Origin of the sequence: Rhodoplanes sp. (assembly GCF_013377085.1) — a bacterium.
In the GTDB taxonomy this organism is placed as follows: domain Bacteria; phylum Pseudomonadota; class Alphaproteobacteria; order Rhizobiales; family Xanthobacteraceae; genus Rhodoplanes.
On sequence record NZ_JACAAX010000034.1, the window covers coordinates 1 to 13648 of the forward strand.

Sequence of the window (13648 nt, forward strand, 5' to 3'; positions counted from 1 at the left end):
TCCTGAGCGCCGCCGGCCAGCTCGCCGGCGAGAGCAACCGCCTGCGGCTCGAGGTGGGGAAGTTCCTCGCGACCGTCCGGGCCGCCTGACACCGGCCCTCACTGGCTTCGCCCCCTCGCATCATGGCCGGGCTTGACCGGCCATCCATCAAGCTACTGAAAATAGTTATTCTAGAGATGGATACGCGGGTCGAGCCCGCGTATGACGAGTCGGAGCATGTGACGGCTGGTACGGCACGGCACATCAGCACACCTGCACATCAGTCGTCGACGCGCGGTCCGGTCACCCGGGGCCGCGCGCATCGCGTCGGGCGCGTCTCGGACCTCGGTCGTCTGACGAAAGGCGCAAGGACACCGGCGGCTGCGCAGCGGGGCTCTCGTCTCGCGAGGGCTCGGAGCGCTTCAAGCGGAACGCACATCGGTTCGCGTGACGAATGCGCTCTGCTTCTGAGCTCCCGCAGCACGTTCGAGGGCAGTCGTGACACCACGTTTGCTGAACGCGTTCTAGTGCTTCGGAGCGAGGCGCGTCGGAAAGGCTTAGCAGCGATTACGGATGTGACCGAAATATCGATATTCTTTTAGTGTAATTAAGACTTCTCCCGGATCCTGTTGACCGTATTTCCGACCGTCCGCTCGCCTGTTCACCGATGCTTCTGCCGACGCCGGATCCGGCATGGCCGAAGCGTAGATCGACTGATCTCGCGTCCGGTCTCAGCAGACCTGGACGACGCGGGTGGCGGTATTCATCGAACCGGAGGCGACATGATGCTCGCGCGACTCCATATGACGATCGGTCTACGGATCTATGTGCTCCTCGGCCTGGCCTTCCTCGGTCTGCTCGGCGTCTCGCTTCTCGACTCGCAGGAGCTGGCCGCGAGCCTGAAGCAGCAGAAGCAGATCGAGCTCCGTCATCTGACCGAGCTCGCGGTCGGCATCGTCAAGGAGGAGCACGCGGCCGTGGCGTCGGGCGGAGTGGCCGTCGAGGAGGCGCAGAAGCGGGCGCTCGGCCGCGTCGCGGCGCTGCGCTACGGCGGCAACGAGTACTTCTTCATCCAGGATCTGAAGGGCCGCATGCTGATGCATCCGGTGGCGGCGCAACTGGTCGGCCGGGACGTGACCGACACCAAGGATCCGAACGGCAAGATGATCACGATCGCGATGCTCGACGCGGTCAAGCGCGACGGCAGCGGGTTCGTCGATTATGTCTGGGCCAAGCCAGGTGCCGACAAGCCGCAGCCGAAGCTGTCCTACGTGGCCAGCTTCGCGCCGTGGGGGTGGATGCTGGCGACAGGAGTCTACATCGACGACCTCGACGCACAGACCTGGATGTCGACCCAGCGCTCGCTGATCGCGGCGGCGCTGGTGCTGCTGATCACGCTCGCCGTGTCGATCGTCATGGCGCGGCGCATCACCAAGCCGATCAAGGCCATGACGGCGACCATGGGCGAGCTCGCTCATGGCAAGCTCGATGTCGCCATCCCGGGTGTCGGCCGGCACGACGAGATCGGCGAGATGGCCGAGGCGGTCGTGGTGTTCAAGACAAACGCGGTCGAGCGGGTTCGCCTCGAGGCCGAGCAGAAGGCGGCCGAGCTTCGCACCGCCACGCAGCGCAAGGCCGACATGGTGCGGCTGGCCGACCAGTTCGAGTCGGCGGTCGGCGGCATCATCGGCACGGTGTCGTCGGCGGCGACCGAGCTGGAGGCGACCGCGACCACGCTGACCCGCACGGCCGACACGACCCAGCAGATGTCGGCGACCGTCAGCGCCGCATCGGAGGAGGCCTCGACCAACGTCCAGGCCGTCGCGGCGGCGACCAACGAGATGACGTCGTCGGTGCACGAGATCGGCCGCCAGGTGCAGGCGTCGAGCCGCATCGCCGACGCGGCGGTGAGCCAGGCGGCCAAGACCGATGCGCGCGTCGGCGCGCTGTCGGTGGCGGCCAACAAGATCGGCGACGTGGTCAAGCTGATCACGGCGATCGCCGAGCAGACCAACCTGCTGGCGCTCAACGCCACCATCGAGGCGGCGCGCGCCGGCGAGGCCGGCCGCGGCTTCGCCGTGGTGGCCAACGAGGTGAAGGCGCTGGCCGCTCAGACCGGCAAGGCGACCGGCGAGATCGGCGCCCAGATCTCCGGCATGCAGGCGGCGACCCAGGAGTCGGTCGCGGCCATCAAGGAGATCAGCGGCACCATCGGCCAGATCGCCGAGATCGCCTCGGCGATCGCGGCGGCCGTCGAGGAGCAGGGCGCGGCGACGTCCGAGATCTCGCGCAACATCCAGCAGGCCGCCGCCGGCACCACGCAGGTGGCCGAGAACATCACCGAGGTGAGCCGCGGCGCCGAGGAAACCGGCGCAGCCTCGGGCGAGGTCCTGAGCGCGGCCGGCCAGCTCGCCGGCGAGAGCAACCGCTTGCGCGCCGAGGTGGAGAAGTTCCTCGCGACCGTGCGGGCGGCGTGAGGCGTGTCGCTGGGCTCACAGGCCGCCTGAACCGCCGAGTCGCCCGAAGACCGGCACGGGCGGTCGCGGCCCCAAAACGAAAAACCCGCCTCTCGGGCGGGTCAACGCAGGCCTAAGTCTTTGAAAGAGTTGGCTCCCCGGGCCGGATTCGAACCAGCGACCAACCGGTTAACAGCCGGTTGCTCTACCACTGAGCTACCGGGGAACACCGCCTCACGGCTCAGGCAGGTCGGCGTATAACAAAACCCAGGGCGAATTGCCAAGCCGAATTCGGGGTCGAAGCCGGCAACGACATCCGCGGGGCAGGACAGGGCGCCAGCTTGCCGGTGCGATCGCACGCTGGGCGCTGCCGGCTTACCGCCCTTCACTGGGCGCGAGCGCCAGACGTTGGCGCTTGGATCGCCTGGGCCCATAGGCCCGGGCGCGGCCGCCGGAGGGCGGCCGCAACGCCGAGATCAGCGATTCCAGCCCTTCACGGCGATGCGCGGCAGATCGGCGCGGGTCAGCCCGAGGGCGGACAACTGGCGGTCGGTCTTCATCGCCAGCATCTTGTAGCGCGACACCAACTCCAGACCTTCGCGGACCGCAGCCGCGCATTCGCGCAGGAACGACAAAGCACCATGCCGGGCGGATTGCCCGGCCGAGTACGAATTCGACATGATCTCACCTCTGAATCTCTGTTGGTCTTGATATAGCTCGATTATCGCCCTCGACCCAGGGGGTGTGCTGCATAGCAGCATAACGCTCAGGCATGGCAGACCCGGTCTGCGTTATCGGTCTGTTTACCAGCCCTTGCGCGTGGGCGTGCTCCGCACGGCCCGATGGCGCCAACGAAATCGTCGCCTTTCTGGCGCGTATCGATGACCATGCGCGCCGGGTAGCCCGCCAGCGGTCTCGCCTCGCGAAACGTCGAATCGGGATGTCGGGGAAAGATGAGGGGAAGCGGCAGCCGGACTTGAACCGACGGCTTTTCCCGAGAGCAACAGCTTGACGACCACGGTCCGGCGCCGCCGGCCGGCGGCACTCGGCGGCGCATGGATGCACGGCGGGCCGCGTGACGACCGGGGGGTCGTTCGGCTGTCGTGACCTGGGGCCGATCAGAGTGCCCCGTACCCCGTTTTTCTCTCTTCCTGAAGCGCGCGCCCAAGTGCTTCGATCGTCGACTGCACCGTGACGAACTGCACTCTCAGGCCCTCCGCGCCTTCGGCCTGCTCGGTATTCGCGAGCGCGACGACCATCTCGCGCCGTTCGTCGACAAGCTGCTTGATCGCCTTCTGGATGGCAGTGACGTGTTGGCTCAAGGCTCGCTCCTGCTCGGTGATGCGGCCTGATGTCCGCACGCGCAGCGGCGCACCAGCGTCACGCCGGCGCAGTGTGCTGCGCGGCCCGGCCTGCCGACCTTACGACGCACCGCCTTTCCAGGTCGTGCAGTCGCAGACGAAAACGACGGGGCAGATCGGCCGGGACAGTCGCCGAAGAATTCTGCCGACGAGGAAGAATTCTCCCGCGTCAGGCTGCAGGACGCCGCAGAGGGCGGCGACCTCGGCCGCACTCCTGATTCCGGCTCGGTAATGATTCGTTAACCACGCCGCGCCATCATATGGCTCTAGATCGTGCCCCGCGGACGAACGCCTCCGGCTCGGCCCTGTATGCTCGCCGGAGGCGTCTTTTTGTCTGCAGCGCCATCGGCCTCCGGATTGCGATTGCGGGCTCCGCGAAAAGGCGGAGCTGCCTCTCAGTTCAACCGGACGACCTCGACGCGCCGGTTCTTGGCGCGTCCATCCTCCGAGGTGTTGGGCGCGGTGGGCGATACCATTCCCACTCCTGCGCTCTTGAGCCGGTCGGCCGCGACCTGAAAGCGCTTGACCAGCGTCGCCACGACGGCCGCGGCGCGGCGCTTGGAGAGGTCGATGTTGTAGTCGAACGCGCCGACATTGTCGGTGTGGCCGACGATCACCACCGCGAGCCCGGGATGCGACTTCAGCAGCGCCCCGATCTCCGTCAATGCCGCATCGGACTCCGGCTTCAGCTCGGCCTTGTCGGTATCGAACAGGATGCCGTAGAGCGCGACACGTCCGGCGGTGTCGATCACCTTGGCCATCTCCTCGGCCCTGACGACCACCATCTTCTTGTCGCGCGCCTTCGGCTCGATCACGTGGACGATGGCCACCGTGCGGTTGGTGAAGGCGTTGCAATATGGACCGCCGTTCGCGATCGTGAACGTCTGGACCGCGACGTGGGCGTCGCCGCCGTCGACCGGCAGGCGGCCCGAGAAATAGCGCTGGTCGGCAATGGTCGAGGTCACGGCGCAGGCCCCGTTGGAGAAGGCGGGGTCCTTGAGCGTCTTCTCGGTGAAGAAGTGCATGGTCAGGCTGGTCTCGCCACCGCCGCCCGCCGCGGACCGCCGCGACGAGCCGCCGCAGTCGTCGCCCTTGCACTGCCAGAGCACCTCGCCGCCGGCCTTGGTCACGGCGTCCTGATAGTTGCGCAGCACCTCGAGCGGAGACCGGCTCTCGGGCAGAAGATAGACGAGACGTGTGAGCTGTCCCTCCAGGTCGCGCGAGGTCTTCGGCGCGAACACGTAATTGTTGGAGGCGTCGAGCCTGTCGGTCTTCTCCAGGATCGACAGCGGGAGGTTGAAGTCGGTGAACTGCTGGTGCTCGTAGCCGACGATGAACGAGCCCTGGTAACGCGGCAGCAGGCGGCTGTCAGCCGCGCCCTTGACGTCATTGGTCGGACTTGTCGCATCCGCCGCGGCGAGCGAACAGGTCAGCAGCAGACCGCCGATCGCGACCCCTATGATTTTCCGAAAACGCATTCGAGATCCCTCATTGGAAGGCACGACAGATCGCCCGCCCGTAAGCCGCGGGCCACCGTGACCACGACGTCGGCCCCGCGGAGATTCAGCCGTGAATGTGCCGGAAATCAAGCCGGCCGGCGGCGACGACTGCCTCTCCCCGAATCCCGCGCGCGGCGGGCTGGCCGCCCACTCGCCCTTGCTCATGTCTTCTTGAGGAATTCTGTTTTCAGCACGAGGCCTTTGACCTGCTTGGTGTTGCATTCGACCTCACCAGGATTTCCGGTCAATCGGATGCCTTTCACCGGCGTGCCACGCTTGATCGTCTCCGACGTGCCTTTGACTTTCAGATCCTTGATCACCGTCACCGAGTCGCCGTCTTTGAGCTGATTGCCGTCGCTGTCTCTCACGATGTCTTCGCTCATGGTAGTTCTTTCTCGATCTCGCCCCGGCATGCCGCCGTTCTCGGGGATGAATTCCACGTCGGCCGATTCAAGGGCGGCCTCACCTGGCGCGACTATCGCTTCGGCTTCGTGCCTCGCAGATCGCGGAACTCTTCGGGACCCTTGAGCAGCCGATGCTTGCGCCGCTGCCGGTCTTCGGTTGTCGCCGATGGATCGACGAGACGCTCGATCTGACGTTCCGCAAGCTCGGCGGCTTTCTCGACCTTTTTCTTGCTGAACCGCCGCGCGGACGATGTCGAGGCGAGCCCGAGCTCGACGAGTCGGCGAATCGCTTCGGGGCGCGACGGCGCGTCGTCCTGCCGCTTGATCCAGGAAACGACTGCGGCGAGGAGATCCGGAAGGAGTCGGACGCCAATCAGCGTGCCGGTTCCGGTGGACGTCGGACGCCCGCGCTTTTTATTGTTATCAGTAATTTTTTTCGGCATAGATTAATGATAACACGATAGCGGCCCGGCGAAAAGGTGCGAAAGCCGCGGTCTTTGACGTATCGGGTGGGGGGAGCGGCGAGGCGAGGCGAGGCGAGGAGAGGAGAGGCGAGGTTCATCAGACGCCCAGCCAATGCCTGCGTGCTCTCCATCACAGATCGGGTGCGAGACTTACGGCATGTCTTGATCACTTCCGATGGTCGGAAGGTTCAGGAAAGGCCGCGTCATGATCCGCTCCGTTCTCATTCGTGCCGTTGTCGTCGCAGCGACGCTCGGCATCGTCTCGACCTCGGCAAGCGCCGCATGCAAGTATGTGAAGATCGATCCGAAGTGTTGGGGCGATGTGTGTCCCACGAAAAAGGTCTGTAATCCGTTCGATAATCCCGTCGCGATCAAAAAGCAGCAGTGCTCCTTCTCTCGCCGCTGCTGACGAGCGGCAAGGGATCGACGCGACGCCCCGGTGACCGCCTCGCTCATCATTTCCACCGGACGCGGTAACGCCGCACCCTCTGCGGGCATCACCCCGCCGCTCGTCGCGGACCGGCGCATCGGTCAATACAGCTCAGTCTTTCCATGACGATGTGTGCATTCTGGCTTCACGGACACGCCGAATGTCCGGCTTTTCCTCCTTTTGACCTTGGCGCCGCCCTCGTGAGGCGGCGTTTTTTTGGGCGATTGCAGTGCGCCTCTGCGAGCGCGGCTCATCGCGTCCGCCGCATGCGTGTCGGATCGAACGGCCCGGCCGTCTCCACACGATACCGGAACGCGGCCTTCGTATCGTCCGGCGTCTCGGCGTCGCCGCGGTCGGCGGTCGAGGTCGGGAACAGGTGGACGGACCAGCACCATCGCCACGCATTGCCGGCGAGTGAATGACCGGTCGGGATCTCGGTGCGGCGGAGGGCGAATTTCGTGGGCGAGATTCGTGGACGAGACTCTTGGGTTCGTCTTGAAGGGCCGGATCACTGATCCCGGCGTGACGAACGTGCGGACCATGAAGTCGCCGCACTGGCGCCGGTAGGTTCTGCGAGGCGAACCGGTGCGTCGTGCATTTCACGTCGTTTTCGGAATACGAGACCACGCAGGGTCGACCCGTGGAGGCGCGGTGTCGCCGGCTGTTGCGGAAGGACCACACGCCCGCTTCTCGTCCATAACCTAGGCTAATTACTGACTACATCCGGTCGTGGGGATGGTACCTTGCGACCGTAAGGTGAGGAAACGACAAGGATGCAGCGTTAGCTCGGACTGTGCCCGAGTTCACTGTTGAACGAAAACGAATTGAAGGTTGCGCCGTCCGAACCGATCCGAGCCCGCCCGTGCGGGTTCCGTTCCGGCTACGGGCGGCGTTTTCGTTTGAGAATTCACGCCACGCGAACGCCGGCACCGGCACGGTGGCTCGCCAATGGTCGACCGGCCGCACCGCCTCGTGGTGGCAGACCTCGCACGTCACCGACAGCGACCGCTCGCCGGGGTCATCGCCACATCGCAGCGCTCGAAAAAACCATGTCGATGGAGGCAGCGTGTCCGCCCATGTCCAGGGACGCCGGCACCGCGAGGTCGGTGGTGGTGACCGTCCTCGTCGACGCCGGAGACGAGAGCGGCGCGTCAAGAGCGACGCCGCCGATGAGTGCGATGATCGCGGTGTAGCCGATCTTCCTCATGGGGACCTCCCGCCGAAGGGCCGAGGCCCGCTCTCGAAAAGAACAATGCCGGGGATGCCTGTTGGCCGATGTGAGCCGGGTCACACCGGGCGAGCCGCAGGCGGGAGGGCGGAGGCGGGGGCGCCAGCGGCGGTGTCCCCAGGGTGTCCCCAAGGGCCATTTCACACCTGGATCTTCTGATCCTTGAGCCGCTGCTAAGTCTTTGAAAAGGTGAGTGGAGGCCACGGCCGGAATTGAACCGGCGTAAACGGTTTTGCAGACCGCTGCGTAACCACTCCGCCACGTGGCCTTTTGGCCGGGATCCCCGGCTTGCCGAAATCCGGACCGGCCGGGTTGCGGCCGGCTGGTCCCGGGCGAGCCGGATTCGGCGAGCGCATGTTTAGCGCCACCGGCCGAACATGCAACCGCAAACGCGGGGCGGCGATTCGCATCCCGGCCACCCCCGGGGGGGCGGGCAAGGCTCGGCCCGTGCCGCGGCGGCGGACCGGCGCAGGGGTCGGCTCCCGGGGAAATTCACTCGGTCCTGCCGCGCCCTTGACCATCGCGGCGGGGGCGGGCCACACTCCGTAGAAATGCCGATACGGCGGATCGCGTCGGCGCGTCGACACGTCGCGCGTCGGACACGGCGCACGCCTGACATGATGCGCACCCGCCAGATCGCGACCAACTCGCTCGAGGAGGTAGAATGCCTGCCGTTTCAATGACGGTGAACGGGAAAGCCGTCCGCGCCGAGGTCGATTCTCGCACCCTGCTGGTGCAGTTCCTGCGCGAGACGCTGCGCCTCACCGGGACGCATGTGGGGTGCGACACCTCGCAATGCGGCGCCTGCGTCGTCCATGTCGATGGTGTCGCGGTGAAGAGCTGCGCCATGCTGGCCGTGCAGGCCGAGGGCGCCGAGGTTTTGACCATCGAGGGCGTCGCCACCGGCGAGGCGCTGCACCCGATGCAGGAGGCGTTCCGCCAGAACCACGGCCTGCAGTGCGGCTACTGCACGCCCGGCATGATCATGACGGCGCTCGATATCGTGCGCCGCAAGGGCCACGAGCTCGACGACCAGACGATCCGCGAGGAGCTGGAAGGCAATCTGTGCCGCTGCACCGGCTACCACAACATCGTGAAGTCGATCGCGGCCGGTGCCCGCGCCATGGCCTCGGGCGATCCCGCCCTGAAGGCGGCCGAGTAGCGACGGGCGGCTGAGAGACCGCCGGCGCAACGGCGCCGGCGCGAGGGACATCCTGCTCTCGGAGGACGCGCATGAGCGTGACGGGAATCGGCGCCCCGGTGCGGCGCAAGGAGGACTTCCGCTTCATCACGGGTGCCGGTCGGTATACGGCCGACATCGGCTTGCCCGGCCAGGTGCATCTGCACTTCCTGCGCTCGACCCATGCGCATGCCCGCATCACCCGCATCCAGGCCGGCCACGCCTCGCGCATGCCGGGCGTGCTCGCCATCCTCACCGGGGCCGACATCGCCGCCGACAAGCTCGGCCCGCTGGTGTGCGGTTGGATGATCCACTCGACCGACGGCTCGCCCATGAAGATGGCGCCGCATCCGACGCTGCCGATCGACACGGTGCGCTATGTCGGCGAGCCCGTGGTGGCCGTGATCGCCGAGCGCCCCGACCAGGCGCGCGACGCCGCCGAGGCCGTGGTGATCGACTACGAGGAGCTGCCTGCCGTGGTCGATCCGGCGACCGCGCAACGGGACGGCGCGCCGCAGATCCACGAGATCGCGCCCAGGAACGCGATCTTCCACTGGCAGCTCGGCGATGCGGCCGCGGTCGATGCCGCGTTCAAGCAGGCCGCCAGCGTCACCAGCCTCGACATCGTCAACAACCGGCTGGTGCCGAACGCCATCGAGCCGCGCGCCGCGATCGCCGAATACGATCCCGGCACCGAGAGCTACACGCTGTGGAACACGTCGCAGAACCCGCATGTGGCGCGCCTCGTGCTCTCGGCCTTTGTCGGCGTCGCGCCGGAGCATCGGCTGCGCGTGGTCGCGCCCGACGTCGGCGGCGGCTTCGGCTCGAAGATCTTCATCTATGCCGAGGAGGTGGTGACGCTGGTGGCGGCCCGCCGGGTGCACCGGCCGGTGCGCTGGATCGCCGACCGCTCCGAGGCGTTCGTCGCCGACGCGCACGGGCGCGACCATGTCACCAAGGCCGAGATGGCCCTCGACCGCGACGGAAAGATCCTCGGCCTGCGGGTGAAGACCATCGCCAATCTCGGCGCCTACATGTCGACCTTCTCGTCGTCGATCCCGACCTATCTGTACGCGACGCTCTTGTCCGGCCAGTACGCGATTCCGGCGATCCATTGCGCGGTCGATGCCGTCTACACCAACACGGTGCCGGTCGACGCCTATCGGGGCGCCGGGCGGCCCGAGGCGACCTACGTGGTCGAGCGGCTGATGGAGGTCTCGGCACGGCGCCTGGGCATCGACCCGGCCGAGCTGCGGCGGCGGAATTTCATCACGAGCTTTCCGCACCAGACGCCCGTGATCATGTCCTACGACTGCGGCAACTACGCCGCCTCGCTCGACAAGGCGCTGGCGCTCGCCGACTACGCCGGCTTCGGAGCCCGCAAGCGCGAGTCGGAGGCGCGCGGAAAGCTGCGCGGCATCGGGCTGTCGGCCTATATCGAGGCGTGCGGCATCGCGCCGAGCCAGGCGGTCGGCTCGCTCGGCGCCGGCGTCGGCCTGTGGGAGTCGGCCGAGGTGCGGGTGAACCCGACCGGCTCCGTCGAGGTGCTGACCGGCAGCCACAGCCATGGGCAGGGCCACGAGACGACGTTCGCGCAGCTCGTCTCCGGGCGGCTCGGCATTCCGATCGAGAGCATCTCGATCGTGCACGGCGACACCGACAAGGTGCAGTTCGGCATGGGGACATACGGCTCGCGCTCGGGCGCGGTCGGCATGTCGGCGATCGTCAAGGCGCTCGACAAGGTCGAGGCCAAGGCCAAGAAGGTGGCGGCGCATCTGCTCGAGGCGGCCGAGACCGACATCGTGTTCGAGAACGGCAAGTTCACGGTGGCCGGAACCGACAAGTCGGCGACCTTCGGCGAGGTGGCGCTCAACGCCTATCTCGCCCACAAGTTCGTGGGCGCCGACCTCGAGCCAGGCCTCAAGGAGGGCGCCTTCTACGATCCGGTGAACTTCACCTTCCCGGCCGGCTGCCATGTCTGCGAGGTCGAGATCGATCCCGAGACCGGCCGTGTCACGGTCGCGCGGTTCACGGCCGTGGACGACTTCGGCGTGGTCATCAATCCGATGATCGTCGAGGGCCAGGTGCATGGCGGCATCGCGCAAGGGATCGGCCAGGCCCTGATGGAGCAGGTCGTCTACGACGAGGGTGGCCAGCTCGTCACCGGCTCCTACAACGACTATGTGATGCCGCGCGCCGCCGACTTCCCGTTGCTCGCCGTCGACACCACCGTGACGCCGTGCCCGGGCAATCCGCTTGGTATAAAAGGCTGCGGCGAGGCGGGCGCCATCGCGGCGCCGGCCGCCGTGATGAACGCCGTGACGGACGCGCTCGGAACCGAGGACGTGCCGATGCCGGCCAACCAGCTCACGGTGTGGACGGTGCTGCAGCGCGCGGCGCGGCAGCAGGCGGCGGAGTAGCGATGCTTTGATGCGCCGCGCGAGGCGCGTCGACTCTCTCTCCCCGCACGCGGGGAGAGGGTCGGGGTGAGGGGCTGCCAGTTGCAGATCGAGGCGCCCCCTCACCCGACGTCCGCTGGACGCGGACGTCGACCTCTCCCCGCCAGCGGGGAGAGGTGAAGGGCGGCAAAGGCGCGTCGCGAGGCGAGTGAACGGAGACGAGGGATGTACGAATTCACCTATCACCGCGCGAGCGGCCTGCGCCAGGCGACCAATCTGCTCGGCAAGCACGAGGAGGCGAAGCTCATCGCCGGCGGGCAGAGCCTGCTGCCGATGATGAAGTTCCGGCTCGCCTCGCCGTCCGATCTGGTCGACCTCAACAAGATCGAGGGGCTGAACGGCATCGAATTGACCAGCCGCGCTCTGGTGATCGGCGCGCTGGCGCGGCATGCCGAGGTGCATGTGTCGCCGGAGGTGCAGCAGGGCATTCCGGCGCTCGCCGCACTCGCCGGGCTGATCGGCGATCCGGCGGTGCGCCACCGCGGCACGCTCGGCGGATCGTTGGCCAACAACGACCCGACCGCCGACTATCCGGCCGCGGCGCTCGCTCTCGGCGCCACCATCGTCACCACCAAGCGCAAGATCCCGGCGGACGAGTTCTTTGCCGGCCTGTTCGAGACCGTGCTCGAGGCCGACGAGATCATCACCAAGGTGAGCTTCCCGCTCCCCAAGAAGGCGGCCTACCAGAAGTTCCGCAACCCGGCGTCGCGCTACGCCATCGTCGGCGTGTTCGTGGCCAAGCGTCCCTCCGAGGTGCGCGTCGCCGTCACGGGCGCCGGGGCGTCGGGCGCGTTCCGCGTGCCGGAATTCGAGGCGGCGCTGCAGAAGCGCTTCTCACCGAAGGCGCTCGACGGCCTCAGTGTGCCGGCCGAGGGCTTGGCGAGCGACATCCATGCCAGTGCCGAATACCGCGCCCACCTCGTCGGTGTGATGGCCCGCCGCGCCGTGGCTGCGGCGAACGGATAGGGTATATTCGTCATTCCGGGGCGCCGCGCAGCGGCGAGCCCGGAATCCATACTCCCAGACAGGGATGGGTTCCGGACAGCCTCGTTTCACGCGGCTTCCGGAACGACGGCGCTGCGGCGAGGGCTGACGCCCCGCAACAAAGGACGGTCCTTTGACCAAGCTCCCCGCGTCCATCGACGCGACTCTCGAACTCCTCGCACAGGCCGACTATCTCGCCGACCGCTCGCTGGCGACCGTGCTGTTCCTGGCGCTGCGCATGGGGCGGCCGATTTTTCTGGAAGGCGAGGCCGGCGTCGGCAAGACCGAGATCGCCAAGGTCTTGGCGGCGACGCTCGGCCGAAAGCTGATCCGGCTGCAGTGCTACGAGGGGCTGGACGTCGCCAGCGCCGTCTACGAGTGGAACTACGCGGCCCAGATGATCGCCATCCGGCTCGCCGAGGCGGAGGGCCATGTCGACCGCTCGCGGCTCACCCACGACATCTTCTCGGAAGAATTCCTGATCAAGCGACCGCTGCTGCAGGCCCTCGAACCGGACACCGGCGGCGCGCCCGTGCTGCTGATCGACGAGCTGGACCGCACCGACGAGGCTTTCGAGGCGTTCCTGCTGGAGGTCCTGGCGGACTTCCAGGTCACGATTCCCGAAATGGGCACCGTGAAGGCCGCGCATCCCCCGATCGTGGTGATCACGTCGAACCGCACCCGCGAGATCCACGATGCGCTGAAGCGCCGCTGCCTCTACCACTGGGTCGACTATCCCACCGCCGAGCGCGAGACCGCGATCGTGCGCACCAAGGTGCCGGGCATCTCGGCACGGCTCTCCGACGAGATCGTGCGCTTCGTCCAGGCGCTGCGCCGCGAGGACCTGTTCAAGTCGCCCGGCGTCGCCGAGACGCTCGACTGGGCCGGCGCGCTGACCGAGCTCGACGCCGTGGCGCTCGATCCGGCCACCGTCTCGGACACACTCGGTGTTTTATTGAAGTACCAGGACGACATCGCCCGCCTGCAAGGCTCGCGCGCCGGCGAGCTGATTGATCGCCTGCGCGCCGACATGAAGGCGGCGGAGTGATCGCCTCGGGATCGCCAATCATGCGTTCGTGGCTCACCCCCCTCCCTGTCCCTCCCCCACAAGGGGGGAGGGAACGCCGGAGCCGCTATACCGGTGAGTTCAGCCGGTCCGCTGGTCGCGCGGCGCTTGCGCCTGTTGCTGGGTCCTGGAGTGCCC

12 protein-coding genes and 2 tRNA genes are annotated in these 13648 nt (G+C 67.1%); 6 read left to right on the forward strand and 8 right to left on the reverse strand.

Features of this window, described 5'->3' with window-relative positions; translation table 11 throughout:
- The first annotated feature begins 764 nt into the window (after window positions 1-764).
- On the forward strand, window positions 765-2456 hold the full coding sequence (locus HXX10_RS20885; protein ID WP_296525004.1) for a methyl-accepting chemotaxis protein: 1692 nt from the start codon (window positions 765-767) through the stop codon (window positions 2454-2456).
- A gap of 130 nt (window positions 2457-2586) precedes the next feature.
- Here the strand turns inward: HXX10_RS20885 and HXX10_RS20890 are convergent.
- The 6 genes from HXX10_RS20890 to HXX10_RS20915 all read right to left on the reverse strand — a co-directional run bounded on the left by HXX10_RS20890 (window position 2587) and on the right by HXX10_RS20915 (window position 6142).
- Window positions 2587-2661 (reverse strand) — tRNA-Asn (locus HXX10_RS20890).
- A gap of 250 nt (window positions 2662-2911) precedes the next feature.
- Window positions 2912-3115, reverse strand: coding sequence for a hypothetical protein (locus HXX10_RS20895; RefSeq protein ID WP_296524880.1), 204 nt, complete (start codon window positions 3113-3115; stop codon window positions 2912-2914).
- 438 nt (window positions 3116-3553) lie between these two features.
- Window positions 3554-3757 (reverse strand): hypothetical protein, encoded by a 204-nt coding sequence (locus HXX10_RS20900; protein ID WP_296524882.1) that lies wholly within the window; start codon window positions 3755-3757, stop codon window positions 3554-3556.
- A gap of 434 nt (window positions 3758-4191) precedes the next feature.
- A complete protein-coding gene (locus HXX10_RS20905) occupies window positions 4192-5274 on the reverse strand; it encodes an OmpA family protein (RefSeq protein WP_296524884.1) in 1083 nt (360 codons plus the stop codon).
- A gap of 182 nt (window positions 5275-5456) precedes the next feature.
- The gene (locus HXX10_RS20910) at window positions 5457-5678 is read right to left on the reverse strand and encodes an alkylphosphonate utilization protein (RefSeq protein WP_296524886.1); all 222 of its coding nucleotides are present in this window, start codon (window positions 5676-5678) and stop codon (window positions 5457-5459) included.
- A 92-nt stretch (window positions 5679-5770) separates the two neighbouring features.
- Window positions 5771-6142: a hypothetical protein gene (locus tag HXX10_RS20915; RefSeq protein WP_296524888.1), complete on the reverse strand. Its 372-nt coding sequence runs from the start codon at window positions 6140-6142 to the stop codon at window positions 5771-5773.
- Window positions 6143-6368: 226 nt separating this feature from the next.
- Here HXX10_RS20915 and HXX10_RS20920 point away from each other — a divergent pair, with 226 nt between their 5' ends.
- Window positions 6369-6572, forward strand: a complete 204-nt coding sequence (locus HXX10_RS20920) for a hypothetical protein (RefSeq protein WP_296524890.1) — start codon at window positions 6369-6371, stop codon at window positions 6570-6572.
- Window positions 6573-7611: 1039 nt separating this feature from the next.
- Here HXX10_RS20920 and HXX10_RS20925 read toward each other — a convergent pair.
- Both HXX10_RS20925 and HXX10_RS20930 read right to left on the reverse strand, forming a co-directional pair.
- Entirely contained in the window at window positions 7612-7800 is a 189-nt protein-coding gene (locus HXX10_RS20925; protein ID WP_296524891.1) for a hypothetical protein, read from the reverse strand.
- 215 nt (window positions 7801-8015) lie between these two features.
- A tRNA-Cys gene (locus HXX10_RS20930) sits at window positions 8016-8089 on the reverse strand.
- Window positions 8090-8485: 396 nt separating this feature from the next.
- On the opposite strand from HXX10_RS20930, the gene HXX10_RS20935 reads away from it, so the two are divergent.
- From HXX10_RS20935 to HXX10_RS20950, 4 genes are all read left to right on the forward strand, one after another.
- Window positions 8486-8983, forward strand: coding sequence for a (2Fe-2S)-binding protein (locus HXX10_RS20935; RefSeq protein WP_296524893.1), 498 nt, complete (start codon window positions 8486-8488; stop codon window positions 8981-8983).
- Between the two features lie 71 nt (window positions 8984-9054).
- Window positions 9055-11421 carry a xanthine dehydrogenase family protein molybdopterin-binding subunit gene (locus HXX10_RS20940; RefSeq protein WP_296524894.1) on the forward strand — a complete coding sequence of 789 codons (2367 nt, stop codon included), beginning with the start codon at window positions 9055-9057 and terminating at the stop codon, window positions 11419-11421.
- A gap of 204 nt (window positions 11422-11625) precedes the next feature.
- Window positions 11626-12426 carry a xanthine dehydrogenase family protein subunit M gene (locus HXX10_RS20945; protein WP_296524896.1) on the forward strand — a complete coding sequence of 267 codons (801 nt, stop codon included), beginning with the start codon at window positions 11626-11628 and terminating at the stop codon, window positions 12424-12426.
- A 151-nt stretch (window positions 12427-12577) separates the two neighbouring features.
- A complete protein-coding gene (locus tag HXX10_RS20950) occupies window positions 12578-13492 on the forward strand; it encodes a MoxR family ATPase (protein ID WP_296524898.1) in 915 nt (304 codons plus the stop codon).
- Window positions 13493-13648 lie beyond the last annotated feature (156 nt).

What these genes read in the sequence shown, in the direction of transcription:
- HXX10_RS20885 (WP_296525004.1), top strand. Translation starts at nt 765, where the DNA reads ATGCTCGCGCGACTCCATATGACGATCGGTCTACGGATCTATGTGCTC.
- HXX10_RS20895 (WP_296524880.1), bottom strand. Translation starts at nt 3,115, where the DNA reads ATGTCGAATTCGTACTCGGCCGGGCAATCCGCCCGGCATGGTGCTTTG.
- HXX10_RS20905 (WP_296524884.1), bottom strand. Translation starts at nt 5,274, where the DNA reads ATGCGTTTTCGGAAAATCATAGGGGTCGCGATCGGCGGTCTGCTGCTG.
- HXX10_RS20910 (WP_296524886.1), bottom strand. Translation starts at nt 5,678, where the DNA reads ATGAGCGAAGACATCGTGAGAGACAGCGACGGCAATCAGCTCAAAGAC.
- HXX10_RS20915 (WP_296524888.1), bottom strand. Translation starts at nt 6,142, where the DNA reads ATGCCGAAAAAAATTACTGATAACAATAAAAAGCGCGGGCGTCCGACG.
- HXX10_RS20920 (WP_296524890.1), top strand. Translation starts at nt 6,369, where the DNA reads ATGATCCGCTCCGTTCTCATTCGTGCCGTTGTCGTCGCAGCGACGCTC.
- HXX10_RS20925 (WP_296524891.1), bottom strand. Translation starts at nt 7,800, where the DNA reads ATGAGGAAGATCGGCTACACCGCGATCATCGCACTCATCGGCGGCGTC.
- HXX10_RS20935 (WP_296524893.1), top strand. Translation starts at nt 8,486, where the DNA reads ATGCCTGCCGTTTCAATGACGGTGAACGGGAAAGCCGTCCGCGCCGAG.
- HXX10_RS20940 (WP_296524894.1), top strand. Translation starts at nt 9,055, where the DNA reads ATGAGCGTGACGGGAATCGGCGCCCCGGTGCGGCGCAAGGAGGACTTC.
- HXX10_RS20945 (WP_296524896.1), top strand. Translation starts at nt 11,626, where the DNA reads ATGTACGAATTCACCTATCACCGCGCGAGCGGCCTGCGCCAGGCGACC.